General features: G+C 70.2%; 24 protein-coding genes and 2 tRNA genes. 14 read left to right on the plus strand and 12 right to left on the minus strand.

The features are described 5' to 3' along the window. Positions 1–41: 41 nt before the first annotated feature. Entirely contained in the window at positions 42–1,445 is a 1,404-nt protein-coding gene (locus ABT129_RS00595; protein ID WP_351894777.1) for a serine/threonine-protein kinase, read from the minus strand. 61 nt (positions 1,446–1,506) lie between these two features. Beyond that, positions 1,507–2,055, minus strand: coding sequence for a helix-turn-helix domain-containing protein (locus ABT129_RS00600; protein ID WP_351894780.1), 549 nt, complete (start codon positions 2,053–2,055; stop codon positions 1,507–1,509). Between the two features lie 129 nt (positions 2,056–2,184). Between ABT129_RS00600 and ABT129_RS00605 the strand changes: the two genes are divergently transcribed. After that, positions 2,185–2,257, plus strand: a tRNA-Ala gene (locus ABT129_RS00605). 79 nt (positions 2,258–2,336) lie between these two features. On the opposite strand, the gene ABT129_RS00610 is transcribed toward ABT129_RS00605, so the two are convergent. After that, a complete protein-coding gene (locus tag ABT129_RS00610) occupies positions 2,337–3,002 on the minus strand; it encodes a hypothetical protein (protein ID WP_351894782.1) in 666 nt (221 codons plus the stop codon). Between the two features lie 180 nt (positions 3,003–3,182). Here ABT129_RS00610 and ABT129_RS00615 point away from each other — a divergent pair, with 180 nt between their 5' ends. Together ABT129_RS00615 and ABT129_RS00620 are read left to right on the plus strand one after the other, a co-directional pair. Further along, positions 3,183–3,821, plus strand: a complete 639-nt coding sequence (locus ABT129_RS00615; protein ID WP_351894784.1) for a TetR/AcrR family transcriptional regulator — start codon at positions 3,183–3,185, stop codon at positions 3,819–3,821. Between the two features lie 152 nt (positions 3,822–3,973). Further along, positions 3,974–4,360: a DUF6344 domain-containing protein gene (locus tag ABT129_RS00620; RefSeq protein ID WP_351894787.1), complete on the plus strand. Its 387-nt coding sequence runs from the start codon at positions 3,974–3,976 to the stop codon at positions 4,358–4,360. A gap of 488 nt (positions 4,361–4,848) precedes the next feature. Here ABT129_RS00620 and ABT129_RS00625 read toward each other — a convergent pair whose 3' ends face one another. After that, complete coding sequence (locus ABT129_RS00625) at positions 4,849–5,559, minus strand: DUF5324 family protein (RefSeq protein ID WP_351894789.1); 711 nt, start codon at positions 5,557–5,559, stop codon at positions 4,849–4,851. A 175-nt stretch (positions 5,560–5,734) separates the two neighbouring features. Here ABT129_RS00625 and ABT129_RS00630 point away from each other — a divergent pair, with 175 nt between their 5' ends. Both ABT129_RS00630 and ABT129_RS00635 read left to right on the plus strand, forming a co-directional pair. Continuing rightward, positions 5,735–6,262: a peptidylprolyl isomerase gene (locus ABT129_RS00630; RefSeq protein ID WP_351894792.1), complete on the plus strand. Its 528-nt coding sequence runs from the start codon at positions 5,735–5,737 to the stop codon at positions 6,260–6,262. A gap of 22 nt (positions 6,263–6,284) precedes the next feature. Continuing rightward, positions 6,285–7,169: a rhomboid family intramembrane serine protease gene (locus ABT129_RS00635; protein ID WP_351894794.1), complete on the plus strand. Its 885-nt coding sequence runs from the start codon at positions 6,285–6,287 to the stop codon at positions 7,167–7,169. Between the two features lie 294 nt (positions 7,170–7,463). Here ABT129_RS00635 and crgA read toward each other — a convergent pair whose 3' ends face one another. After that, entirely contained in the window at positions 7,464–7,718 is a 255-nt protein-coding gene (gene crgA / locus ABT129_RS00640) for a cell division protein CrgA (RefSeq protein WP_351894796.1), read from the minus strand. 140 nt (positions 7,719–7,858) lie between these two features. Between crgA and ABT129_RS00645 the strand changes: the two genes are divergently transcribed. The 6 genes from ABT129_RS00645 to ABT129_RS00670 all read left to right on the plus strand — a co-directional run bounded on the left by ABT129_RS00645 (position 7,859) and on the right by ABT129_RS00670 (position 12,110). Next, complete coding sequence (locus ABT129_RS00645; protein ID WP_351894799.1) at positions 7,859–8,626, plus strand: DUF881 domain-containing protein; 768 nt, start codon at positions 7,859–7,861, stop codon at positions 8,624–8,626. 24 nt (positions 8,627–8,650) lie between these two features. Beyond that, the gene (locus tag ABT129_RS00650; RefSeq protein ID WP_351894800.1) at positions 8,651–9,322 is read left to right on the plus strand and encodes a class E sortase; all 672 of its coding nucleotides are present in this window, start codon (positions 8,651–8,653) and stop codon (positions 9,320–9,322) included. Positions 9,323–9,386: 64 nt separating this feature from the next. Next, positions 9,387–9,548: a hypothetical protein gene (locus ABT129_RS00655; RefSeq protein WP_017240377.1), complete on the plus strand. Its 162-nt coding sequence runs from the start codon at positions 9,387–9,389 to the stop codon at positions 9,546–9,548. After that, on the plus strand, positions 9,545–10,183 hold the full coding sequence (locus tag ABT129_RS00660) for an aminodeoxychorismate/anthranilate synthase component II (RefSeq protein WP_351894804.1): 639 nt from the start codon (positions 9,545–9,547) through the stop codon (positions 10,181–10,183). Before ABT129_RS00655 ends, ABT129_RS00660 begins: the two co-directional genes overlap by 4 nt. After that, positions 10,180–11,397 carry a class E sortase gene (locus ABT129_RS00665; RefSeq protein WP_351894806.1) on the plus strand — a complete coding sequence of 406 codons (1,218 nt, stop codon included), beginning with the start codon at positions 10,180–10,182 and terminating at the stop codon, positions 11,395–11,397. The genes ABT129_RS00660 and ABT129_RS00665 overlap by 4 nt, the downstream gene beginning before the upstream one ends. A gap of 38 nt (positions 11,398–11,435) precedes the next feature. Further along, positions 11,436–12,110 carry a class E sortase gene (locus ABT129_RS00670; RefSeq protein ID WP_351894808.1) on the plus strand — a complete coding sequence of 225 codons (675 nt, stop codon included), beginning with the start codon at positions 11,436–11,438 and terminating at the stop codon, positions 12,108–12,110. Between the two features lie 117 nt (positions 12,111–12,227). Here the strand turns inward: ABT129_RS00670 and pknB are convergent, their stop codons facing one another. The 6 genes from pknB to ABT129_RS00700 form a co-directional block, all read right to left on the minus strand. Then, positions 12,228–14,249, minus strand: a complete 2,022-nt coding sequence (gene pknB / locus ABT129_RS00675) for a Stk1 family PASTA domain-containing Ser/Thr kinase (protein WP_351894810.1) — start codon at positions 14,247–14,249, stop codon at positions 12,228–12,230. A gap of 155 nt (positions 14,250–14,404) precedes the next feature. Beyond that, on the minus strand, positions 14,405–15,871 hold the full coding sequence (locus ABT129_RS00680; RefSeq protein WP_351894812.1) for a peptidoglycan D,D-transpeptidase FtsI family protein: 1,467 nt from the start codon (positions 15,869–15,871) through the stop codon (positions 14,405–14,407). Beyond that, complete coding sequence (locus ABT129_RS00685; protein ID WP_351894814.1) at positions 15,868–17,310, minus strand: FtsW/RodA/SpoVE family cell cycle protein; 1,443 nt, start codon at positions 17,308–17,310, stop codon at positions 15,868–15,870. Before ABT129_RS00685 ends, ABT129_RS00680 begins: the two co-directional genes overlap by 4 nt. A 26-nt stretch (positions 17,311–17,336) precedes the next feature. Further along, the gene (locus ABT129_RS00690; protein ID WP_351894817.1) at positions 17,337–18,827 is read right to left on the minus strand and encodes a Stp1/IreP family PP2C-type Ser/Thr phosphatase; all 1,491 of its coding nucleotides are present in this window, start codon (positions 18,825–18,827) and stop codon (positions 17,337–17,339) included. Between the two features lie 179 nt (positions 18,828–19,006). Beyond that, positions 19,007–19,531 carry an FHA domain-containing protein FhaB/FipA gene (locus tag ABT129_RS00695; RefSeq protein WP_351894819.1) on the minus strand — a complete coding sequence of 175 codons (525 nt, stop codon included), beginning with the start codon at positions 19,529–19,531 and terminating at the stop codon, positions 19,007–19,009. Between the two features lie 10 nt (positions 19,532–19,541). Further along, positions 19,542–20,399: an FHA domain-containing protein gene (locus ABT129_RS00700; RefSeq protein ID WP_351894821.1), complete on the minus strand. Its 858-nt coding sequence runs from the start codon at positions 20,397–20,399 to the stop codon at positions 19,542–19,544. 421 nt (positions 20,400–20,820) lie between these two features. Between ABT129_RS00700 and ABT129_RS00705 the strand changes: the two genes are divergently transcribed. From ABT129_RS00705 to ABT129_RS00715, 3 genes are all read left to right on the plus strand, one after another. After that, positions 20,821–20,907, plus strand: a tRNA-Leu gene (locus tag ABT129_RS00705). Between the two features lie 309 nt (positions 20,908–21,216). Then, complete coding sequence (locus ABT129_RS00710; protein WP_351895271.1) at positions 21,217–22,992, plus strand: sensor histidine kinase; 1,776 nt, start codon at positions 21,217–21,219, stop codon at positions 22,990–22,992. A 38-nt stretch (positions 22,993–23,030) separates the two neighbouring features. Continuing rightward, complete coding sequence (locus tag ABT129_RS00715; RefSeq protein WP_351894824.1) at positions 23,031–23,690, plus strand: response regulator transcription factor; 660 nt, start codon at positions 23,031–23,033, stop codon at positions 23,688–23,690. Between the two features lie 103 nt (positions 23,691–23,793). Here the strand turns inward: ABT129_RS00715 and ABT129_RS00720 are convergent, their stop codons facing one another. Beyond that, the gene (locus ABT129_RS00720; protein ID WP_351894825.1) at positions 23,794–24,273 is read right to left on the minus strand and encodes a MarR family winged helix-turn-helix transcriptional regulator; all 480 of its coding nucleotides are present in this window, start codon (positions 24,271–24,273) and stop codon (positions 23,794–23,796) included. Positions 24,274–24,336 lie beyond the last annotated feature (63 nt).

Below are 24,336 nucleotides of genomic sequence, written 5' to 3' on the forward strand. Positions count from 1 at the left end.
CGGGATCAGGCTTGGGATCAGCTCTGAGATCAGGCCTGGGATCAGGTCTGGGCGAGGGCCCAGAAACCGACCGCGAAGCAGAGCAGCGCGAGCAGGACGACCGGGATCGCCACCTTCGGGGGCGGTCCCGGTCGGTGTACGGGGGCGGGCGGCGTCGCGGGGGCCGGCAGGGGCGGTGCGTGCCGGCCGGGAACCTGATCGGGTCGAGCGGTGTATGGATGAGTAGGGGGTTGTCCGTACGGCGCCGCGGCGGTGGGTGCCTGTCCGAAGGAGGGGATCGGGTGCGCGACCGGCGGGGGCAGGTGGAAGCTGCCCGTCTCGGAGGGCCCGGGCAGCGGCGCGGACGCCGGGGCGCCTTGGGGGGTGGCCTGGTGCTGGGGCTGGTACTGCGGCTGTGGGGGCTGCTGCTGCGGTACGGGCGTGGGGGAGGACGTGGGTACGGAATCGGGCCCGGCGGCCCGGGAGGGGCTCGTGGAGGCGCCCTGGGCGGCTCCTGCGGCCGCTGCGGGGTCCGGGTGACCGGCGGGGCCGACGGGGCTGGTGGGGGCAGCGGTGTCGGTGAGGCCGGTCGGGCCCTGGGGGCCGAATCCGGACGGCAGGGGACCCAGTTGGTCGAAGATCTCGACCGGCTCCTCGTCGGGACGCGGCTCGGGGAGCATCTCGACGGCGGCGCTCAGCGCCTTGCGCGCTCCGGTGGCCGTCCGGAAGCGGGCCTGCGGATCGGGCTGGAGCAGCCCGGCGAGCACCTGCCACAGAGGCTCCGGGATGCCCTCGGGCGCGCCGGGAGTGCCGTGCGCGAGGAAGTGCCCGACGAGGGCCTGCGAGTCCGGCTTGCGGCCCTGGAGCAGATAGAGGGCGACCAGACCGACGGCGAAGAGGTCCGCGGTGAAGTCCGGCTCCGCGCCGAGGAGCTGCTCGGGCGCGAAATACCCGGGCGTCCCCACGACGTAGTTGGTCTCGGTGAGGCGCGGCTCTCCCTTGCGCATGGAGATGCCGAAGTCGGAGAGCCTCAGGTGGGGCCGCCCCGTGCCGGTGACGTCCAGGAGGATGTTGGCGGGCTTGATGTCACGGTGCACGACCCCCTCGGCGTGCACCGTGGCCAGGCCCGAGAGCAGCTGGTCGAGCAGGACGCAGACGAAACGGGGCGGCAGCGGGCCGTAGTCGCCGATGACGTGGGCCAGGGAGCCGCCGGCGACCAGGTCCATGGTGAACAGGACCTTGTCGTCGTCGGCCGCCCAGCTGGCCGGGGCGAGGACGTGCGGATGGTCGATCCGCAGCGCCTGCTCGCGGACGAAGCGGAGCAGCGTGTGCGCGTCGCTCTGCAGGAGCACCTTGGCCGCCACATAGCGGCGGCGCCGGTGGTCCCAGGCACGCCACACGGCGCCCGCCCCGCCCCGTCCGATCGGGTCGACCAGCTCGTACCGACCAGCGAAGACCTCACCCATCGTGCTGTGTCCGCTCCCCGTTGCCTCGTCCTGCGGCGATGCCGGCCGGCTGCCGACCGCGTCAGTTCTGGTGCGACTCGTAGTGGGCGACCGCGTCCGCGGTGCGCCCGGCGCCGTACACCCGGAGGAACTCTGCCAGTTCCGGGTGGGCCGGGGCGAGAGAGTCGGCAGCGTCGATGATGTCGCCCGCCGCGGCTACGGAGCGCAGCAGCGACTGGATCTCGCGGACCACCCGGCGGACGGTCGGAGCGCCGGAGCCGGTGCTGGCCTGACCGGTGCTGGTGAGGACGGAGCCGCCCTGCGACTTCTTGACCTCGTCCATCCGGTCGGTGGCCTCGGCGGCGCTGACGCTGCCGTCGGCGACCTGCACGGCGAGCTCCTGAAGTGCCTGGACACGCTGGACGACGGCCGGGTTCCCGATCTTGGCGCGCTGGCCGCTCATCAGCTGGGACAGCATGGGCGCGGACAGTCCGAGCACGGCCGCCAGCCGGGCCTGATTGAGTCCGAGATCGTCGATCAGCCGACGGAAGAGCGCCCCCAGCGGCTCTCCGTACCAACTGCGCTGAAGCTCTCTGGCTCTGGCCGTGGCTTCCTGCTGCGCTGCGTCCATTACTTCTCCCCATCCCTGCGGTTCGCCACTGCGAACCTCGATCAGCATCTTACGGAGAGTGGTCGCCGACCGGGAGTCCCAATCCTTTTGCCGGACATGGGGGGTGACCCGGTACGCTGTCCTCGTTCCGGGGCCTTAGCTCAGTTGGTAGAGCGCTGTCTTTGCATGGCAGATGTCAGGGGTTCGACTCCCCTAGGCTCCACGGCAAACACCCCCTTCGAACTGCGGAAACGCACTTCGAAGGGGGTGTTTTCGTGTGTACGGGGAGGGCGGGGCAGGGATCAGAGGTCCGGGCTCTTGCCCGCCGCGACGGCCCTGATCCGGGCGATCTGGACCTTGGTGACGTGCTCCAGGTCGGCCTGCTCCGTGAAGTTGGCGTAGACGTGGCCCACGACGGAGCCCACGCGGAGGATCACGTGGGCGTTCGTCTCGCCCTTGAGTGCTGCGGTCTCGTCGGCATCGGAGTTCACGGTCAGCGGGGTCGACGGGACTCCGTCCTCCGCACCCGACGCGCGCTGCTTCTCCGCGAGGCCCTTCATCGCCACGGCGGCCTCCTTCCCCGAGGCGAACGTGAAGAGCGTGAACTCCACGCGCGTATCGTCCGAGCCACCACGTGCCTCCATCTCCTTGTGGCCGACCGCCTGGACGCCGGTGCACGGCGACCCGGTCTCCTCGGAGCAGGCTCCCAGCGCCTGGCCCTCCTGGGCCACGACGGGCTCGTTGCCGACGAACACATCGCCCACGCTCGCCTCGGTCGGGAGCGCGTAGTACAGCCCCGTCGCGTCCACCCAGACCTCGACGGCCTTCGTCGGCTCCTGCCGCTTCTCCGCGGGGGCGGAAGCGGTCGCCTTCCCGCTTCCCGACGCGGGGCCGGCCCCGTCGTCACAGCCCGTCAGCGCCAGCACCAGCGTCGCCGCGACAGCGGTCCCCCGTACAACAGCCTTCACACGCACTCCTCTTGAACCCGATCAGTTGGCATGGACACCCAACCTCATCAGCGGAGTATCGGCGAATCCGGTCCGTGGAGTGGGAGACCCTCCCGAGTGCCCGGTACCCGATGACACCCGGTCCCAGTTGGGCGCGAGCGCCCAGGGGGACTGGGAGTCCGCCTGGCTAGGGTGACGGTCATGGCCTCCCCCACCCCGCCCGATGACCGTTCGCTGCCGCTCCGGGAGCGGAAGAAGCTGCGCACCCGGCGGACGCTCGCCGCCACCGCGCTGCGCATGTTCGCCGAGCGGGGCCTCGACGCGACCACGGTGGAGGACCTGGTCGACGAGGTGGAGGTGTCGAAGAGCACCTTCTTCCGCACCTTCCCGGCCAAGGAGGCGGCGGCCATCGAGGCCGAGGTAGAGCTGTGGTCGGCCTTCGTCGCCGCGCTGGAGGGGCGCGCGATGTCCGGACCCGTTCTCGTGGAGCTCCAGGACATCCTGTGCGGGGCCGTCTCCGGCCTCGGGGCGGAGTGGGCGGAGCGCTACGCCGCCACCCGGCGGCTGGTGCTCAAGGAGCCGGCGTTGCTCGCGCACGTGGCGCACCACCGTGCCGAGGCCGAGCGGCGGATCGGTGACCTGCTGGCCGCCGGGCTCGGGCTGCCCGCTGACGACCTCAGGCCCCAGGTCCTCGCGGAACTCACCGGCACCGGGTGGAACATCGCCGCTCGCGCCTGGATCGACTCCGGCGGCCGGGGCGGGCTCCGCGCCCTGCTCCAGGGCGTCGAACGGGCCTTTCAGGCCGTCCCCGCGGGCCTGGAGCTCTCCGCTCCGGAGTGACCACTGGTCCGGACGGGTGGTGTTCATCGGAAGAACTGCGCGGCGACGGCGGCGGTCCGTGGAAATCGGGCGCGCATCCACATCATGAGGAAAGTACGTAAAGCGCGCAAACCGAAATGAACCATCCGAGAACATCACGAAAGTGAGGGGCCATGGCCACCGCCAAGGTCAAGCAGTTCTGGACCGCCTTCATCTCCGTCCTCTTCGCCCTGCTCGCCTCCGTCGGCCTGGCGGGCACCGCCGCCGCGACCCAGCAGCCGGCCGTGCAGCAGCCCGAGGAGCCGGTCGGCCCCGCCGCCGCCACCGTCCGCGCCGCCGGGGAGCGCACCGCACTCGCCTCCGTACCGGCCCAGCGGGCCCATCGGTGGCCGCTCGCCGGGGACCGCACCCTGCCGCCCACCATCAAGCAGCGCATCGCCGCCGAGGCGCACGGTTCCTCCCCCGCCTCCCGGAACCGTTCCGCGACCGGCGCGACCGCCGTGGCCGAGAACGACGAGCCGGCCGCGCTGAGGGATCTGGCGCTCACCTCGGCCGCGTAGGTGCGGGGAGACGCCGACGCGCACCCCCGCACCTCCTCGCGGGACGCCTGCCCAGGAGAGCCGGAGGACCGGCTAGACCGGCAGAACCCCAGCGGGACCGCGCAGGACCCGGAGAACTCCAGTAGGACCAGCAAGCCCAGCAAGACGAGCAAGACGAGCAAGGCCAGCACGGCCGGCACGACCCCAGCGGGATCACGTAGGACCCCAGCGGGACCACGTAGACCCCAGCCAGGCGCAACAGACGTCAGCCGGACGCGACAGACCTCGGTAGGGCCCGGCAGATCTCAGCAAGACCGAGCAGAACTCAGTAAGACCGAGCAGACCTCAGTAGGGCCCGGCAGGAACCCTGTAGGGCTCAACAGAACCCCAGCAGGACCCCGCAAGACCCGTAGAACCCCACGACAAGGCCCCGCGGAACCCCAGCCAGACCCCGCGGAACCCCGTAGAGCTCAGCAGGACCCGGCAGGACCCAGCGGTACCCCGGTCGATCAGCGGCGCTTGTCGCGTTCGGCGGCCTTCTCGGCTGCGGCCGCGGCTTCGGCCTCGGTCTCCTTGGCCTCCACCTCCGGGTCGAGGGGAGCCCCACTGTCGTCGACAGACGTCAGTACGGTGCCCTCGTCCACCTCGGTGGGAGCGGGCGGCTCGACCAGCCAGTCGGGATTGGCCTGCTTGTCCCACCACTTCCAGGCGGCGTACGCGCCGCCGGCGAGAACGCCCAGGACCAACAGGCCCTTGGCGAGGCGTCCGGCCCTGGCCCGGCGCTCATGCTTCTTCACGATCTTCCGGATGTCCTCCGGCGTCACCTGACCGCGCAGCGCGGCCCAGGCGGCAGTGGAACGCGACCCCGCCTCGTCGATGACGGGACCGGTCGCGGCGACCGCGTGCTCGACGCGCGGAACGGTGTAGTCGGCCGCCTGACGGGCGGCCCGGCGGGTCTTGACCGCCGCACGGTGTGCGGCCGCGTCGACCCGCGGCGGAACATGCGGTGCGACGTACGAGTCGTACTGCACACGAGCCTGCGCCCGCGCCTGTTGAGCGGCCTTGGAAACCTTCGGAGCGAGCAGGTCACGCGCCTCGAGCGCGTAGTGCGACGCCTGGTCCTTGGCCGTGCCGGCGTACGGCGCCACCACTTCCGCGGCGTGCAGGACGCTCTCCTTCGCCGAACCTGTGGCGGCGCGCACGCTGTCCATGCGGGTCACGGGATTCCTCCTCCTCGGTGGCGACGATGTCGGGATTTCGCCTTTCCATCCTTTTCGAAATCATGCCCGCCGGATCGAAGTCCGGCATGTGGGGCGGGCATCCGGGGCATGCGAGGATCGGACACGCCAGAGACAGACGTGACATGACGCGACATGACGTGGACGGAAGGCGACCGTGGCCGAGCAGTTGTACGCGATCCTCAAGACGAGCCTGGGCGACATCGAGGTGCGGCTGATGCCGTTCCACGCCCCGAAGACGGTCCGGAACTTCGTCGAGCTCGCCGGTGGTGAGCGCGAGTGGACGCACCCCGCGACCGGGACGGTCTCCACGGACCCGCTCTACGACGGCACGGTCCTCCACCGCGTGATCAAGGGATTCATGATCCAGGGCGGCGACCCGCTGGGGAACGGCACGGGCGGTCCCGGCTACGAGTTCGCCGACGAGTTCCACCCGGAGCTCTTCTTCGACCGCCCGTACCTGCTGGCCATGGCCAACGCGGGACCGGGCACCAACGGTTCGCAGTTCTTCGTCACGGTCGCCCCCGCCACCTGGCTGAACCGCAAGCACACGATCTTCGGCGAGGTCGTGGACAAGGAGAGCCGGAAGGTCGTGGACGCGATCGCGGCCACCGCGACCGACCCGCACACCGAGCGTCCGCTCCAGGACGTGGTCGTCGAGTCCGTGGTGATCGAGAAGCGCTGAGGCGGAAGGAACGGTACCTCTCATGGACCCGCGACCTTCCGGGGAACCGCACTCCGGCGTGCCGCGCTGTTACCGCCATCCCGAGGTCGAGACCGGCATCCGCTGCACCCGCTGCGAGAAGCCGATCTGCCCGCAGTGCATGGTCTCCGCGTCGGTCGGCTTCCAGTGCCCCGACTGCGTACGGAACGGCTCGGGGACCGGACACGCCCCCGACGCCAACCAGCCGAGGACGCTCGCGGGCGGCCGGGTGGCGGCGGACGACCGCTTCGTCACCAAGATCCTGATCGGAATCAACCTCGCGGTCTACCTGGCCGTCCTGGTGTTCGGCGACCGGCTCGTCGACGAGCTCGTGCTCATCGGCTACGCCTTCAGCCCGGCGCTCGGCGAGATCGTGGGCGTCGCGGACGGCGAGTGGTACCGGCTCCTGACCTCCACCGTGCTCCACCAGGAGGTCTGGCACATCCTCTTCAACGTGCTGGGCCTGTGGGTGATCGGCGGGATCGTCGAACCCGAGCTGGGCAGGATCCGGTTCGCGCTCCTCTGTCTGCTCTCCGGTCTCTCCGGCTCCGCGCTCGCCTACGCCGTCGCCGAGCCCAACCAGCCCTCCCTCGGCGCCTCGGGCGTCGTCTACGGGCTCATCGGCGCCTGGGTGGTGCTGGCCCGCAGGCGCCGGCACGACATGCGGCCGGTGATCCTCTTCGTGGCCCTGTCGCTCCTTCTGACGTTCACCCGTCCGGGGATCTCCTGGGAGGCCCACGTCGGTGGACTGGTCGCGGGCGCCCTGGTGACGTACGCCCTGGTGCACGCGCCCCGGGCCCGCCGGGACCTCGTGCAGTACGGGGCCTGTGGACTGGTGCTCCTGATCGATCTGGGGGTCGTACTGGCCCGCTCGGCGGCGCTCACCTGAGCGCACAGGGCTGTGGAAGAGCTTCCCTGTGAGCTTTCCCCAGAGTTATCCACAGTGCGTGGCGACGTAGGGCCACTCTGTGGGGAAAGACCACGCCCCCCACCTCTGACCTGGGATTTCTCCAGGGAGGTGAGGGGCGTTCTGGTCTCATGCGAGGGTGATTCCGGTCATACCGGCGTCAACCTCGTGCGAGTTATCCACAGATCTTCGTAAGTTATCCAGTGCTGTGCACAACGCTGTGGATAAGTTCAGGGGAGAGCTTGACGAGCGGCCGGTGCGGGCGCTAGATCGCCGCTACTTCCACTGTGTGGAGACACCGAAGCCGGCCGCGATGAAGCCGAAGCCCACCACGATGTTCCAGTTCCGGATCGACTCGATCGGCATCGATCCATCGGTGACGTAGAAGACCACGATCCACACCAGACCGATGGCGAACAGCGCCAGCATCACAGGCGCCACCCAGCTGCGATTGGTCAGCTTGATCGTGGTGGCCTGCTTCGCGGGCGGGGGCGTGAAGTCGGCCTTCTTGCGGATCCGTGACTTCGGCACGAGGGACTCTCCTGTCGATGCGCTGCGTGACCGCGCAGGGAACTGTGGCTGGCGCCGGGATGTGACGAAGGAGGACGACTGAGTCCCCCAGGCGTCCGTTAGCGTAGTGGTTCCGCGGCACCGAAGGGGATCAGGGTACGTTGAGCAATTCCGTCGGCACTCCCGAAGGGCCGGGCCGCACCGCGAGGTGGCGCCCCGTCCGGGTGCTCACGCTTGCCGTTTTCGCCCTGGCCGGACTGATTTTCGTCACCAGCTTCAACACCGCCAAGGGCACCAACATCCGCACCGACGCCTCGCTCCTGCGGCTCTCCGACCTCATCGAGGAGCGCAGCCACAAGAACGCCGGCCTCGACGACTCGACCTCCGCCCTCCGCTCCCAGGTCGACACCCTCGCCGCCCGCGACGACGGGTCCACGCGCGCGGAGGACGCGCGACTCGACGCCCTTGAGGCCGCGGCGGGCACCACCGAGGTCTCCGGCTCCGGTCTGACCGTCACTCTCAATGATGCCCCGCCGAACGCCCAGGCGGCCCCCGGATACCCCGAGCCGCAGGCCAACGACCTCGTCATCCACCAGCAGGACCTCCAGGCCGTCGTGAACGCCCTGTGGCAGGGCGGCGCCGAGGGCATCCGGGTCATGGACCAGCGGCTCATCTCGACCAGCGCGGTGCGCTGTGTCGGCAACACCCTGATCCTCCAGGGCCGCGTCTACTCGCCCCCGTACAAGATCACGGCGGTCGGCGACCGGGGGAAGCTGAGCAAGGCGCTCTCGGGCTCCCCGGCGATCCAGAACTACCAGCTGTACGTGAAGGCGTACGGGCTGGGCTGGAAAGTCGACGAGCACAGGGCGGTGACTCTTCCCGGGTACTCGGGCACAGTGGACCTCCACTACGCGAAGCCGGTGAGCTGACAGCGGGAAGAGCGGGAGGGCCGCTTGCGTCTCGTCGTGAGGACCTTCAGCGAGCTGTGCCTGACCGTCGGCACCCTGATCGTCCTCTTCGTCGTGTACGTCCTGTACTGGACCGGAGTCCAGGCCGACATCGCCGGCGCCGCCCAGATCGACACCCTCCAGCGCGAGTGGGCGCGCACCCCCGTCGCGGCCTCGCCCGGTCCCGCGCGCGTGCGGCCGCCGTACGCCCCCGGCAAGGGGATCGCCGTCATGTACGTCCCCCGCCTCGGCAAGGACTGGGAGTGGCCCGTCCTCCAGGGCACCGAGCCCGGCACCCTGAAGAAGGGGCTCGGCCACTACGCCGGCACCGCCCGGCTCGGCGAGACCGGCAACTTCGCCGTCGCCGGACACCGCCGCACCCATGGAGACCCCTTCAAGGACTTCCCCCGGCTCCGCGAGGGCGACGCCGTCGTCCTCACCGACGGGACGACCTGGTTCACGTACCGGATCGACCGCGCGCCCTACCGGACCGTCCCCACCGACGTCGGCGTCATCGATCCCGTCCCCCGCGAGTCGGGCTTCGACGGGCCCGGCCGCTACCTCACCCTCACCACCTGCGAGCCCGAGTGGGGCAGCAGCCACCGGCTGGTGGTCTGGGCCCACCTCGACGCCACCCGGCCGGTCGCCGACGGTCGTCCACAGGCTTTGGACAGCTGACCCCTCACGCCCCCCTCGCCCCGTACTCTGGTCCCCGTAACGAACAGAAGGGGCGGTCGACGTCATGTACGGCTGGATCTGGCGGCATCTGCCGGGCAACGCGTGGGTGCGGGCGCTGCTCTCGATCGTGCTGGTCCTCGCGGTCGTCTACGTCCTCTTCCAGTACGTGTTCCCCTGGGCGGAGCCTCTGCTTCCGTTCAACGATGTGACGGTGGACGGCCAGTGAGCGCGCGAATTCTCGTCGTCGACAACTACGACAGCTTCGTCTTCAACCTCGTTCAGTACCTCTACCAGCTCGGCGCCGAGTGCGAAGTCCTCCGCAACGACGAGGTCGAGCTGAGCCACGCCCAGGACGGCTTCGACGGCGTTCTGCTCTCGCCCGGGCCCGGCGCGCCCGAACAGGCCGGAGTCTGTATCGACATGGTCCGGCACTGCGCGTCCACCGGCGTGCCCGTCTTCGGCGTCTGCCTCGGCATGCAGTCCATGGCCGTGGCGTACGGCGGGGTCGTCGACCGCGCGCCCGAGCTGCTGCACGGCAAGACCTCCCTCGTCACGCACGAGGGCCAGGGCGTCTTCGCGGGCCTGCCCTCGCCGTTCACCGCGACCCGCTACCACTCGCTGGCCGCCGAGCCCGCCGCGCTTCCGGCCGAGCTCGAGGTCACCGCGCGGACCGCGGACGGCATCATCATGGGCCTTCGCCACCGCGAACTGCCCGTCGAGGGCGTCCAGTTCCACCCCGAGTCCGTCCTCACCGAGCACGGGCACCTGATGCTGGCCAACTGGCTGGAGCAGTGCGGTGACAAGGGGGCGGTCGCGCGGTCGGCGGGGCTCGCGCCGGTGGTGGGCAAGGCCGTCGCGTGACGACGGGCTCTCCGTGGTTCCGTGCGACGAACGAACCGGGGCCGGAGCCGATACCCGCGGCGCCGTACGCCCCCGCCGATCCGCACGCCCCCGCTGATCAGCACGCGGGCGCCGCCCCGTACGCGCCGCCCGCGGACCCGTACGCGCCCGAAGCCGGCCCGTACGCCCCCGCGCAGCCGTACGCGCCCGCCGAGGCCTACGTACCGGATGCGTCCTACACGGCCGCCGAGCCGTACGCGTACGAGGAACCGTCCTCCTACGAGGACGTCCAGGAGAGCCCCTACGCGGCCCCGTACGAGCCGGACGAGGCGAAGGAGCCCCAGCGGACCTCCCCGGGCGAGACGATGCCCCTACGGGCCGTGGAGACCCTCCCCGGGCCCGGACGCGCCGAGCGCCGCCGGGCCGCCAAGGGCGGCCGGGGCAGGAGCCGGAGCGGCGCCCCCGCGAACTCCGGGCCCCCCGCGAACTCCGGGCCCCCCGCACCGGAGGGTCGGCCGCTCTCCCGCGTCGAGGCCCGGCGCGCGGCCCGCGCCGCCAAGGACAGCGTCGGCGTCGTCGCCAGCCGGGCCGTCGGGGAACTCTTCATCACCTTCGGCGTCGTCATGCTGCTCTTCGTCACCTACCAGCTCTGGTGGACGAACGTCCTCGCCGGTCAGGAGACCGACCGGGCCAAGGAGCAGATCGAGGACACCTGGGCCAAGGGCGACGACGCCAAGCCGGACGCCTTCCAGCCCGGCGAGGGCTTCGCCATCATGTACATCCCCAAGCTGGACGTGGTCGTCCCCGTCGCCGAGGGCATCAGCAAGGCCAAGGTCCTCGACAAGGGCATGGCCGGCCACTACGCCGAGGGCAAGCTGAAGACGGCCATGCCGTCCGACAAACAGGGCAACTTCGCGGTCGCGGGCCACCGGAACACGCACGGCGAGCCGTTCCGTTACATCAACCAGTTGAAGCCCGGCGACCCGATCGTCGTCGAGACGCGGAGCGCGTACTACACGTACGAGATGGCGAGCATCCTGCCGCAGACCGCGCCCTCGAACGTCTCCGTGATCGACCCGGTGCCCAAGGGATCGGGGTTCACCGAGCCCGGCCGGTACATCACACTGACCACCTGCACGCCCGAGTTCACCAGCACGTACCGCATGATCGTGTGGGGAAGGCTGGTCGAGGAACGCCCGCGCAGCAAGGGGAAGCCGCAGGCGCTCGTAGGCTGAGACCCCACAACCTCCGGACGGGACGACGGGACGACCTAGTGGCACGCGTGCGTAATCGGATCGCCGGGATCATCAGCCTCTTCGGCGAACTCCTCATCACGGCGGGCCTGGTGCTCGGCCTCTTCGTCGTCTACTCGCTGTGGTGGACGAACGTCCTCGCCGACCGCGCCGCCGACCAGGACGGCGCCCAGGTCCGCGACCGCTGGGCCGACGGCCCCGGCGCGCTCGACACGAAGGACGGCATCGGCTTCCTGCACGTGCCGGCGATGAACAACGGCGAGGTCCTGGTCAAGCAGGGCACCGGCAGCGGCGTCCTCAACAACGGCGTCGCCGGCTACTACACCGACCCGATCAAGTCCGCCCTCCCGCAGGACAAGCAGGGCAACTTCACGCTCGCCGCGCACCGGGACGGCCACGGAGCCAAGTTCCACAACATCCACAAGTTGAAGAACGGGGACTCGATCGTCTTCGAGTCGAAGGACACCTGGTACGTCTACAAGGTCTACAAGACCCTGCCGGAGACCACGAAGTACAACGTGGACGTCCTCCAGCCCGTCCCGAAGGAATCGGGGAAGACCAAGCCGGGCCGGTTCATCACGCTGACCACCTGCACCCCGATGTACACCTCCGACTACCGGTACATCGTCTGGGGCGAGCTGGAGCGCACGGAGAAGGTCGACCGCGACCGGACGCCTCCGGCCGAGCTGCGCTGAGCCGGCCGGGCAGCGCCTGGCGGTGTCCGGTCGGGCACAACGGGAGAGCCCCGGCATCCGTCCTGGATGCCGGGGCTCTCCCGTCGTCACGGGGGTGTCAGCCGATGGTGCGAGGGGCTAGCCGAACCAGCCGCCGTCGTTGGTGTCCCCGTTGTTCCCGTCGCCTCCGTTGCCGTTCCCGCCGCCGCCGATGGTGAAGACCTCGACCGCGGAGCCGGTGTTGACCGGAGTGTTCGCGGGCGGGTTCGTGCCCACCACCAGCGCGTCCTCCTTGTCGGAGCCCTTCTGGACCACCGTCAGACCCATGCCTTCGAGCTGCGCCTTGACGTCCTTGAACGGCCGGTTCGTCAGGTCGCCGGGGATCGGGACCTGAGTCTGCTGCGGGCCCTTGGAGACCTGGAGCTTCACCTCGGAGTTCGCCGCGGCCGAGCTGTTGCCGTCCGGCGTCTGCTTCAGGACCTGGTCCTTGGGCTGATCGGAGTCCACGTACTCGGTGACCACGACGAAGCCCAGCGTCTTCAGCTGCTGCTCGGCCTGGGCGAGCGGGTTGCCGACGACCTGGGGGACCGTCGACAGCTTCTGCTTCGCGACGGTGATCGTCACCTCGGAGTTCTTCTCCGCCTTGGTGCCGCCGTCCGGGTCCTGGCGAAGGACCGTGCCGGGGTCCTCGCTGGACTCCTCCTGCTCGACCTTGACCTTGAAGCCCTTGGCCTTCAGGGACTCCTCGGCCCGCTCCTGGGACTGCTCGATGACGTCCGGGACCTCCGTGAGCGGGGAGCCCTCGGAGACGTACACCTGGATCGTGCCGCCGGTGTCCATCTTGGCGGAACCGTCCGCGACCGGGATCTGACGGCAGACGGAGCCCTTGGGCTGCTCGCAGCGCTCGGTGCCGGCCTGCTGCAGTTTCACTTCGGAGTTGGCCGCGTCCCCGTTCGCCGCCTCGACCGTCAGGCCGACCAGCTGCGGGACGTTGACCTGCCGGGTGCCGTCCTTCTTGTCGAACAGCGAGACACCGATGAAGATCGCGCCGACGAGCACCAGGACGCCCGCGAGGACCAGCAGGATCGTCGAGGTGTTCGACTTCTTCTGGCCGCCGCGCCGACGGTCCGGACGGTCGTCGTAGCCGTAGCCGCCGTCGTCCGGGTTGATCGGGGGCAGCATCGAGGTCTGACCGGCCGGGTCGGCCTGGCGCAGCGCCGTGGTCGGCTGGTCCTCGGGCGGGTAGCCGTAGCCCCCGCCGTACGAGGGCGCGCCCGACATGCCCATTCCCATGCCCATCGCGGCGGCGGCCGCGACCGGCTGACCGTCGAGGCACGCCTCGATGTCCGCGCGCATCTCGTCGGCGGACTGGTAGCGGTAGTCGGGGTCCTTGACCAGCGCCTTGAGGACGATGGCGTCCATCTCGGGCGTGATCTCGCCGTCGAAGTTGCTCGGCGGCTGCGGCTCCTCGCGGACGTGCTGGTACGCGACCGCGACCGGGGAGTCGCCGATGAAGGGGGGACGGACGGTGAGGAGCTCGTACAGCAGGCAGCCCGTGGAGTACAGGTCGGAGCGGGCGTCGACCTGCTCGCCCTTCGCCTGCTCCGGGGAGAGGTACTGCGCCGTGCCGATCACCGCGGAGGTCTGCGTCATGGTCATGCCCGAGTCGCCCATGGCGCGCGCGATGCCGAAGTCCATGACCTTGACCTGGCCGGTGCGCGTCAGCATGACGTTCGCCGGCTTGATGTCACGGTGCACGATCCCGGCGCGGTGCGAGTACTCCAGCGCCTGGAGGATGCCGACCGTCATCTCGAGGGTGCGCTCGGGCAGCAGCTTGCGCCCGGAGTGCAGCAGCTCACGCAGGGTCGAACCGTCGACGTACTCCATCACGATGTACGGGATGGAGACCCCGTCGACGTAGTCCTCGCCGGTGTCGTACACCGCGACGATCGCCGGGTGGTTCAGCGAGGCGGCGGACTGTGCCTCACGGCGGAACCGGGCCTGGAAGGACGGGTCGCGGGCCAGGTCGGCCCGCAGCGTCTTCACGGCGACGGTGCGGCCGAGCCGGGAGTCCTGGGCGAGGTACACCTCGGCCATGCCACCACGGCCGAGCACCGGGCCCAGCTCGTACCGGCCGCCGAGGCGACGCGGCTCTTCCATAGCTAATCCAGCCCTCTCCGTCTGTCCCGACCGCACCCATGGGTGGTCCGGCGGTGTGTGCTGTTCGCGCATACGCTACCGGCCCCGGGAAGACGTTCCGCCCGGGGCCGGTAGCTGATACCTGACCGGTACCTCGCTCGTACAGGGCCGAGGCATCAGCCCCGGGTCTTCAGGACCGCCTTCATGACGGCCTTGGCGATCGGGGCGGCCAGGCCGCCACCGCTGATGTCCTCGCGGTCGGTGCCCGCGGAGTCCTCCACGATCACGGCGACCGCGACCGGGGATCCCTCGGCGGTCTTCGCGTACGAGATGAACCAGGCGTAAGGACGCTTCGCGTTCTTGTCGCCGTGCTGGGCCGTACCCGTCTTGCCGCCGACCTTGACGCCGTCCATGTTCAGGTCGGCGTTGCCACCGGTGCCCTTGGTGACGACGTTCTCCATCATCTGCTGGAGGAGCTGGGCGTTCTCCTGGGAGACCGGGCGGCTCATCTCCTCCGGCTCGTTCTTCTTGAGCAGGTCGACGTTGGGCGCGCGCAGCTCGTCGATCATGTACGGCTTCATCAGCTTGCCGTCGTTGGCGATCGCCGCCGTGACCATCGCCATCTGGAGCGGGGTCGTCGCGGTGTTGAACTGGCCGATGGAGGAGAGCGCGTTTCCGCCGCGGTCGGCCTTCTTGTCGTAGACGGAGGCGGAGGAGCGGACCGGGGTGAACTGCTCGGCGTTGAAACCGAACTTCTCGGCCATCTCGTTCATCTTGTCGACGCCGACGTCGTCACCGAGCTTGGCGAAGACCGAGTTGCAGGAGATCTCCAGCGCCCGGGTGAGGCTGGCGTTGGCGCAGCCCTTGGCGTGGTTGACCATCTCCTTGTTGGAGAGGGGGATCTTCCAGCCGTCCGGGGTGTCGGTCGCCGCGTTGATGTCGTTGACCTTGCCGTTCTCCAGCGCCGCGGCGGCGGTGACGACCTTGAAGACGGAGCCGGGCGGGTAGATCTCGCGGATCGCGCGGTTCTGCTTCGGCTTGTTCTTGTCCTTCTCGAGCGCGACCCAGGCCTTCTCGTCCTTGCCGGAGTAGCCGGCGAAGGAGGAGGGGTCGTACGAGGGGGTGGACGCCATCGCCAGGATCTTGCCGGTGCTCGGCTCGATCGCGACGACGGCGCCGGTGTTCTTCCCGAGGCCCTCGAAGGCGGCCTTCTGCGCGGCGCCGTTGAGGGTGGTGACGACGTCGCCGCCCTTCTTCTTGTCACCCGTGAACATCGCGAGGGTGCGGTCGAAGAAGAGCCGGTCGTCGTTGCCGGTGAGGATGCCGTCCTCGATCTTCTCGATCTGGTTGGCGTCGTAGGCCTGCGAGGCGTACCCGGTGACGGGGGCCCACATGGGGCCGTCGGTGTAGGTGCGCTTGAACTTGTAGTACGGGTCCTTGGAGTCCACCGAGCCGGTGACCGGCTTGCCGTCGACGATGATGTTGCCGCGCTCGTTCGCGTACCGCTCGATCCGGACACGGGTGTTGTCGGGGTGCGAGTTCAGTTCGTCGGCTCGGACGAACTGCACCCAGTTGTCCCGCAGGAGCAGAGCGAGGATGAGCAGGCCGCAGAAGACAGCGACCCGCCGCAGGGGCTTGTTCACGGACGGACCACCTGGGTCATCTCGGCGTCGGGGGACGGGGCGGGCGCGGGCGCGGGGCGCCGGGCGGTGTCGCTGATCCGGATCAGGATGCCGATCAGGGCCCAGTTGGCGATCACCGAGGAACCGCCGTACGCGAGGAACGGCATCGTCATACCGGTGAGCGGGATGAGGCCCATCACGCCGCCGGCCACGACGAAGATCTGGAGCGCGAAGGCGCCGGAGAGGCCCATCGCGAGCAGCTTGCCGAAGGGGTCGCGGGCAGCCAGGGAGGTGCGGACACCGCGCTCGACGATCAGCCCGTACAGGAGCAGGAAGACCATCACACCGGCGAGCCCGAGCTCCTCGCCGACGGTGGCGAAGATGAAGTCGGAGTTGGCGGCGAAGCCGATGAGGTCCGAGTTGCCCTGGCCGAGGCCCGTGCCGAGGATTCCGCCGGAACCGAAGGACATGAGTACTTCGGTCATCTGGTCGCAGGCGTACGCCATGTTGGTGTTCGGCGGTGCCGTCTTCAGGCACTCGAACGGGTCGAGCCAGGCCGCCACACGGGACTGCACGTGGCTGGCGAACGAACTGACGAGGACCGCTCCGCCCGCTGCCATCAGCAGACCCATGACGATCCAGCTGGTCCGCTCGGTCGCCACGTACAGCATGATCACGAACATGCCGAAGAACAGCAGCGAGGTACCGAGGTCGTTCTCGAAGACCAGGATGAGGAGACTGACCGCCCAGATCGTCAGGATCGGGCCCAGGTCACGGCCGCGCGGCAGATAGAGCCCCATGAAGCGGCGGCTGGCCAGGGCCAACGCGTCACGCTTCACCATCAGATAGCCGGAGAAGAACACCGCCAGGACCAGCTTGGCGAACTCGCCGGGCTGGATCGAGAAGCCACCGACGTTGATCCAGATCTTGGCGCCGAAGACGTCCGCGCCGAGGCCCGGAACGAGCGGCAGCAGCAGGAGGACGAGAGAGACCACCATCGAGATGTACGTGTAGCGCTGGAGGACCCGGTGGTCCTTGAGCAGCAGCAGCACGCCGACGAACATGGCGATGCCGATCGCCGAGTACATCATCTGGCTGGGAGCGTCCGGGCTGAAGCTCTTGTACAGCCGCATCGACGTGGCGATCAGCCGCGGCGACTGGTCCAGTCGCCAGATCAGCACCAGACCCATGCCGTTGAGCAGGGTGGCGAGGGGCAGCAGCAGCGGATCCGAGTACGGGGCCCACTTCCGCACCACGAGGTGCGCGACGCCCGCGAGCAGGGCGAGGCCGAGGCCGTACCCGAGCATGCCGGCCGGGACCTTGCCGTCGATGGCCAGGCCCACGTTGAGGTACGCGAACACCGGGATGATGACGGCGAACGCGAGCAGCGCCAGCTCGGTGTTGCGGCGGCTCGGCGCCTCGATCGCGCCGATGGTGGTCGTGTTGGTGACAACGCTCATGGTGGTGAAAGGCCCCCTACGGGTGCTTACTGCTTGCCGCAGTTCGAGGCCAGCTTCTGCTCCTCCGCGGTGAGGGTGGGACCCGGGGAGGGAGCGGCTGTGGTGGGCTTGGATTCGGGGGTGGCGGCGCCGTCGGGCTTCTCGGCCGGCGGCTTGCTCGCCTGGTCGGCGGCCTTCTCGGCGGCGGCGCGGCGCTGCTCGGTCTTCTTGCAGGCCGAGGCCTGGGCCGCCAGTTCGGCGATCTTCGTCTCGGCCTTGGCGAGGCTGCCGCCCGTGATCGTGTCCTCGACCTGCTTCCGCTGGTAGGCGGGGAGGTACTTGAGTTCGATCTCGGGGTGGTCCTTCTCGACCTTCGACAGCGAGACCCACGCCAGGTCCTGGCTGATGCCCTGGTAGAGCGCCACGTGCTGGTCCTTGGAACCGACGAAGTACTGCGTCTGCGTCCAGCGCCAGCCGCCGTAGGCACCGCCGCCGACGACCGCCAGGGCGAGGACCAGGATGAAGGAGCGCTTGAGCCACTTGCGGCCGGTGCGCGGCTTCACGAAGTCGTCGTCCGTGTACGACTCGAAGGAGCCCTGCGGGGGCATGCCGCCGTAGCCGTGGCCGTCGCCGCTGCCGGGCGGGCCGAAGCCGCCGGGGGGCTGCTGCTGCGGCGTCGGGCGGCCCAGGCCGGAGGCACGGCCGGCGGGGGTCTGCATGGCCCCGCCGTCGTTCAGCTGGGCGGCCTGGTTCTCGGCGACCGCGCCCACGATGACCGGGGTGTCGTTGAGGTGGCCGGCGAGGGTGTCGCCGCCGTCGACGTCGAGGACGTCGGCGACGATCACCGTGATGTTGTCCGGGCCGCCGCCGCGCAGCGCGAGCTGGATCAGCTCCTGCACGGTCTCCTGCGGACCCTGGTAGCTCGCGAGGGTGTCTTCGAGCGTCTGGTGCGAGACCACGCCGGACAGGCCGTCGGAGCAGATCAGATAGCGGTCGCCGGCCCGGACCTCACGGATGGAGAGGTCGGGTTCGACGTGGTCGCCACTGCCGAGCGCGCGCATGAGGAGCGAGCGCTGCGGGTGGGTGGTGGCCTCTTCCTCGGTGATGCGGCCCTCGTCGACGAGCCGCTGCACCCAGGTGTGGTCCTGGGTGATCTGGGTCAGCACGCCGTCGCGCAGCAGATAGGCGCGCGAGTCGCCGACGTGCACCAGACCGAGCCGCTGGCCGGTCCACAGCAGGGCGGTGAGCGTGGTGCCCATGCCCTCCAGCTGCGGGTCCTCCTCGACCATCATCCGGAGCTGGTCGTTGGCGCGCTGCACCGCCGTACCGAGCGAGGTGAGGATGTCGGAGCCCGGGACGTCGTCGTCGAGCGTGACGAGGGTGGAGATCACCTCGGAGGAGGCGACCTCACCTGCGGCCTGGCCGCCCATGCCGTCGGCGATGGCGAGCAGGCGGGGACCGGCGTAGCCGGAGTCCTCGTTGCCCTCGCGGATCATGCCCTTGTGCGAGCCCGCGGCGAATCGCAGGGACAGAGTCATGCGCACCTGCCCTGTCGCCGCTGCATCGGGGTACAGCCGGTCTCGACCCACACTGCCCACCCTCCGGTCGCTCCGGTCACGCCGGTCGCTTCAGTCGCTCCGGTCGGGAGCGCGGCACGGCCTGTGGCGGGGACCGTCCCGACTCGCTCGCTCCGCTCGCGCCTATTCATGATGTAGCACTACTTCCGCAGCTCGATGACGGTCTTGCCGATGCGGATCGGCGCGCCCAGCGGAATCGGTGTGGCGGTGGTGAGGCGGTTCCGGTCCAGGTACGTACCGTTCGTGGACCCGAGATCCTCGACGATCCACTGGCCGTCCCGGTCCGGGTAGATCCGGGCGTGCCTGCTGGACGCGTAGTCGTCGTCCAGCACGATCGTCGAATCGTGCGCCCGGCCCAGCGTGATCGTCTGGCCCTGGAGGGCGACGGTCGTGCCGGTGAGGGTGCCCTCGGAGACGACCAGCTTGGTCGGGGCGCCACGGCGCTGGCGCCCGCCGCCCGTGTTCTGCTGGCCACGCTGTTGCGGAGGCGCGGCGGCTTGCCGCGCCTGCTGCTGTTGCGGGCGCGCCTCTTGGCGCCGTGAACCGCGCTGGGTGACCCGCGTACCGAATAGGTCGCTGCGGATGACCTGTACGGCCACGATGACGAACAGCCACAGAACGGCCAGGAAACCCAACCGCATGACCGTCAGGGTCAGCTCTGACATTGCCCCCGCTTCACCCTTCGGCTTGCCGGTAAACGATGGTGGTGCTGCCCACGACGATCCGCGAGCCGTCGCGGAGCGTAGCGCGGGTGGTGTGCTGCCCGTCCACCACGATGCCGTTGGTGGATCCCAGATCCTGGATCGTCGAGGGCGTTCCGGTCCGGATCTCGCAGTGCCGGCGGGAGACGCCGGGATCGTCGATCCTCACGTCCGCGTCGGTGCTGCGGCCGAGGACCAGGGTCGGGCGGGAGATCTGATGGCGGGTGCCGTTGATCTCGATCCAGTGGCGTGCACGGGCGCCCGAGCCGCCGTGCGTACCGGCGCCGGCACCGCTCGCGGCCGCTGCCGGACGGTGGCCGGGGGCGCCGGGCGGCGGGGCCGCGGGCATGGGCGGTGCGCCGGCCGGGGGGTACCCGTAGCCGCCGCGACCCTGCCCCGGGCCCTGCTGCTGGTGAGGCTGCTGCTGTCCGCCCGCGGGCGGCTGCGGCTGTGACGTACTCGACGCCAGGGTGCGGCTGCGGACGCGGTACAGGCCGGTGTCGAGATCCTCGGCCTTCTCCAGGTGGACCTTGATCGGTCCCATGAAGGTGTACCGCTGCTGCTTCGCGTAGTCCCTGACCAGGCCGGCGAGCTCGTCGCCGAGCTGGCCCGAGTAGGGGCTGAGGCGCTCGTAGTCGGGCGTGCTCAGTTCCACGATGAAGTCGTTGGGGACGACGGTCCGCTCGCGGTTCCAGATCTGCGCGTTGTTGTCGCACTCGCGCTGGAGTGCGCCGGCGATCTCGACGGGCTGGACCTCGGACTTGAAGACCTTGGCGAAGGTGCCGTTGACCAGACCTTCGAGACGCTGCTCGAAACGCTTCATGACTCCCATGGGGCACCTCCTCGGTCGTTGTCGTCCTGGTACTGCTTACTGATCGTATCCACGCGTCGGGAAATCGGCTGGTTCCCCTTCTCTGCCCTGTGGACGAGTGTCACCTCTCACAGGCTCACCCCATGGATCGTAGAGGTGGGCTGTGGACAGTGTCCCGCACCCGGCTGTGGGAGCGGAGGCTCGGTCGGGGTCGGGGGCGGTCCGTCCCCTTCCTCCCCCGCCTTCCCCTCCTCTCTCCTTCTACTTCCCACGTCTCCTGGATCCCCTCCGCACCCCGGCTGTCCTCCGGTCCCTCCCTCACCTTGGTCTCCGTGAGCGGAGCCCAAACAACGGATGTGAATCCACGGTCTGCGACGTGCTAATCTTCTGATGTCGCCAGGCGATCGCACCGAAAAGTGAGAGAGCCCGGAGCACACCCAATGCGCGGGTGGCGGAATAGGCAGACGCGCTGGATTCAGGTTCCAGTGCCCGAAAGGGCGTGGGGGTTCAACTCCCCCCTCGCGCACCAGAGAAGCGGTCGGCATCGTCCAACGATGCCGACCGCTTCGCGTTTCCCGTGATGGTCGGTCGGGTGTGAGGTAGCCCACGGCTGGTGGCTGGCGGCTGGTGGCTGGCGGGTTGTGGGTGGTCGGGTGGCTTGTGGCTGCGGCTGGCGGGCGGCGGTCCGGGGTCGGTGGGCCTGGTGCTTCGGTTCACGGTCTGGCGCTCCGCCGGGGGTGGGGCGGCCGCCCGGGGTGCGACTTTTGTCGTTCGGGGACGAGACGAAAGAGAGACGCCGGGGCGTCGGGGCACGGCCTACGGTTCGAGCGTGGACGCTATGTCGAAGTCGGGGGCCGGGATTTCGTACCGGATCGGGGACCTGCTCGCCGCGGGGTGGGCCCGGTTCGCGGTGCCGGGACATTGGTCGGGGCGCAGGATCACCGGAGAGGTGGCACTCGCCGCGGTCCTCGCGCTGCTCGGCGCCGGGACCGAGGACCTCCTGGGCGGCGAGGGCTGGCAGCTGGTCGCGGTCGCCGTCGGCTCCGCCGCGCTGTCTCTGGTGCGGCGCGCACTGCCCGCGAGCGTCCTGGTCCTGACCGCGGGGCTCACGCCCTTCGTGCCCGGCTTCGGGCCTCTCCTGCTCGTGGTCGGCTGGTCGTCCGGGCGGTACATCGCGGGTGCGGGGCGCGCGCTCGCCGCGTACATCGCCGCCTTCGTCCTGAACGTCGGCGGGAGCGTCCTGGGGCCCTGGGACCGGGACCGGCTGCTCACCATCGCCTTCACCGCGACCCTCTACTACCTGGGCACCACCCTCGCCCCCGGGCTCGCCCATCGCTACTGGACCCAGCGGCGGAGCCTGCTGCACGCGCTCCAGGAGCGCAACGCCCAGCTGCTGCGGGAGCGGACCATGGTGGCCTGGCACGCGCGGCTGCGGGAGCGGCAGCGGATCGCCCAGGACATGCACGACAGCCTCGGGCACCAGCTGGCCCTGATCGCCGTGCACACGGGCGCCCTGGAGGTGGACCGGGGGCTCAGCGAGCGGCAGCGCGAGGTGGTCGGCGTCCTGCGGAACGCCTCGGTGACCGCGATGCACGAGCTGCGGGAGGTCGTCGGCATCCTCCGCGACGGGATCGAGGCCGTCGACGGGGCGGCGGCGCCCGGTCGGGCCGGGGACGAGACGGGGCGGGCCGCGCGGGGGATCGCGGGCATCGAGGGGCTGGTGGAGGCGGCGCGGGCGGCCGGCACCTCGGTCGGGCTGAGACGGTCGGGGGAGGAGCGGTCTCTGGCGCCCGCGGCCGACCACGCCGCGTACCGGATCGTCCAGGAGGCCCTGACCAACGCATACAAGCACGCGCCGGGGGCGTCGATCGGTGTCGAGCTGCGGTACGAGCCGGACACCTTCGTGGTGGAGGTCCTCAACGAGCAGCCCACGGACGAGCCGTCGAAGGACGTGGTGAGCGGCGGGCAGGGGCTGACGGGCCTGGCCGAGCGGGCCCGGCTGGTGGGTGGCATGTGTCACGCGGGTCCGGCCGACGGCGGTGGGTTCCGGGTGGCCGGGATGCTGCCGTACGGGGCGGCGCCCGTCGCGGAGGCAGCGCCTTTGGTCGACGAGGCCGACGACTTCCGGCAGCAGACCACGAAGCCGCTGGGGGGAGATGGTCGTCCGGTCGCGGTCGGACCGGCCGACTGGACGCTGACGGAGCGGGAGCTTGCCATGGCGATGCGCGGGGGCAGGAGCAGGAGCACGGGTGGTTCGATCGCGCTGGGCTGTGGGATCGCGTTCGCGGCGTTCGTGCTGCTGTTGGTGGCGGGGGGCTTCGGCGTCTACTTCCTGATGGGTTCGTTGAAGGAGGGCATGATCGATCCCGCCGAGTACGACGCGGTGAAGGTCGGGATGGCGGAGAAGGACGTCCGCGACCGGCTTCCTTCGGGTGACACGATCGCCACCGCGGGGCTGAGCGGCAGGGGACCCGCACGGCCGGAGGGCGCCGAATGTCTGGTGCTGATGTCCTCGGAGATAAGCGAGAGCTTCGACAAGGAGCCCGTTTTCCGGTTCTGCTTCCAGGACGGCAAGCTGATCGAGAAGAAGTCGTACGAGGTCGAGGCGCGGTAGTACCGACCCGCCCGTACCGAAGCCGTGGGGGAGTAGCTGTGGCAGGGCAGCCGATCAGGGTCGTGGTCGCCGACGACGAGCCTCTGATCAGGGCCGGGATCCGGATGATCCTCATCTCGGACCCGGAGATCGAGGTCGTCGCCGAGGCCGCCAACGGGCGGGAGGCGGTCGAGGCGGCGCGGGCGCACGCCGCCGACGTGGTGCTGCTCGACATCCAGATGCCGGTGCTCGACGGTCTCTCGGCGCTCCCGGAGTTGCGGCGCGCGGCGCCGGCGGCCCGGGTGATCGTCCTGACGACCTTCGGGGAGCGGGAGAACGTGCTGCGGACCCTGGAGCACGGGGGTGCCGGGTTCCTGCTCAAGGACACGGCTCCCGCGGAGCTGATCCGGGCGGTGCGGGCGGCCGCGGCGGGTGACGCGTATCTGTCACCGGCGGCGACCCGGCACGTGGTGGAGCGGCTCGCCACGGGGCGGGAGGCGGCGCGGGCCGAGGAGGCGCGCGGGCGGGTGGCTGGCCTGAGCGAGAAGGAGCGCGATGTGCTGGCGCTGCTCGGGGAGGGGCTCTCCAACGCCGACGCGGGGAAGAGACTGCACATGAGCGAGGCCACGGTGAAGACGTACGTGAGCCGGATCCTCGCGAAGCTGGACTGCGAGAACCGGGTGCAGGCGGCGCTGCTGGCCCGGGACGCGGGGCTGTAGGGAGCTTGATCCCCGCGGCGGTCGGGCCCGGTCGGCGCGGGGGGCCGTCCGGGCCGCCGCGTTACCGGTCAGCGCGGGGCTGTCCGGGCCGCCGCGTTCCGGGTCAGTGTGGGGGGCTGTCCGGGAGGCCGTTCGGGCCTGCCGCGTTGTAGCGGAGGAGATAGGCGGCGAAGCGGGCGAGATCCTCGGCCGACCAGTCCTTGAGGCGCTCCTGGTAGGCCGCGTGACGGCTCGTCTGGGCGGCGGCGAGGACCCTGGTGCCCTCCTCGGTGGGATGCAGGACGTGCACGCGGTGGTCGTCGGGTGCGGGGCGGCGCTCGACGAAGCCGAGCTTCTCCAGGCCCGCGATCTGGCGGCTGACCGTCGACTTGTCCAGCAGGTAGTGGGCCGCGAGATCGGTCGCGCGGCAGCCGCGCCGCTCCTCGATGTGGGCGAGGAGCGTGTACGAGACGAGCGGGAGCTCGGGGTGGACCCGGGCCGCCGCGGCGCGGGCCCGGCGGGCGAAGGCCGTCAGTTCGCGCTGGATGACGTTCACCGACGCCTCACGCGGTGGCTGTGCGTCGCCGGTCGTTTCGCCGGTCATGGTGGGGCTCCCTCGTCGTCGTGCGAACACGGTTGGCCCGTCACGCGCTTCCAGTTGTATAGT

It is taken from the genome of Streptomyces sp. NPDC002057, assembly GCF_040296665.1.
Classification (GTDB): domain Bacteria; phylum Actinomycetota; class Actinomycetes; order Streptomycetales; family Streptomycetaceae; genus Streptomyces.

Excerpts from the sequence above, each read along its gene's own strand:
- ABT129_RS00685 (WP_351894814.1), bottom strand. The coding sequence starts at position 17,310 with ATGAGCGTTGTCACCAACACGACCACCATCGGCGCGATCGAGGCGCCG.
- ABT129_RS00600 (WP_351894780.1), bottom strand. The coding sequence starts at position 2,055 with ATGGACGCAGCGCAGCAGGAAGCCACGGCCAGAGCCAGAGAGCTTCAG.
- ABT129_RS00615 (WP_351894784.1), top strand. The coding sequence starts at position 3,183 with ATGGCCTCCCCCACCCCGCCCGATGACCGTTCGCTGCCGCTCCGGGAG.
- ABT129_RS00720 (WP_351894825.1), bottom strand. The coding sequence starts at position 24,273 with ATGACCGGCGAAACGACCGGCGACGCACAGCCACCGCGTGAGGCGTCG.
- ABT129_RS00690 (WP_351894817.1), bottom strand. The coding sequence starts at position 18,827 with ATGACTCTGTCCCTGCGATTCGCCGCGGGCTCGCACAAGGGCATGATC.
- pknB (WP_351894810.1), bottom strand. The coding sequence starts at position 14,249 with ATGGAAGAGCCGCGTCGCCTCGGCGGCCGGTACGAGCTGGGCCCGGTG.
- ABT129_RS00695 (WP_351894819.1), bottom strand. The coding sequence starts at position 19,531 with ATGTCAGAGCTGACCCTGACGGTCATGCGGTTGGGTTTCCTGGCCGTT.
- ABT129_RS00620 (WP_351894787.1), top strand. The coding sequence starts at position 3,974 with ATGGCCACCGCCAAGGTCAAGCAGTTCTGGACCGCCTTCATCTCCGTC.
- ABT129_RS00710 (WP_351895271.1), top strand. The coding sequence starts at position 21,217 with ATGTCGAAGTCGGGGGCCGGGATTTCGTACCGGATCGGGGACCTGCTC.
- ABT129_RS00655 (WP_017240377.1), top strand. The coding sequence starts at position 9,387 with ATGTACGGCTGGATCTGGCGGCATCTGCCGGGCAACGCGTGGGTGCGG.
- ABT129_RS00700 (WP_351894821.1), bottom strand. The coding sequence starts at position 20,399 with ATGGGAGTCATGAAGCGTTTCGAGCAGCGTCTCGAAGGTCTGGTCAAC.
- ABT129_RS00635 (WP_351894794.1), top strand. The coding sequence starts at position 6,285 with ATGGACCCGCGACCTTCCGGGGAACCGCACTCCGGCGTGCCGCGCTGT.
- ABT129_RS00595 (WP_351894777.1), bottom strand. The coding sequence starts at position 1,445 with ATGGGTGAGGTCTTCGCTGGTCGGTACGAGCTGGTCGACCCGATCGGA.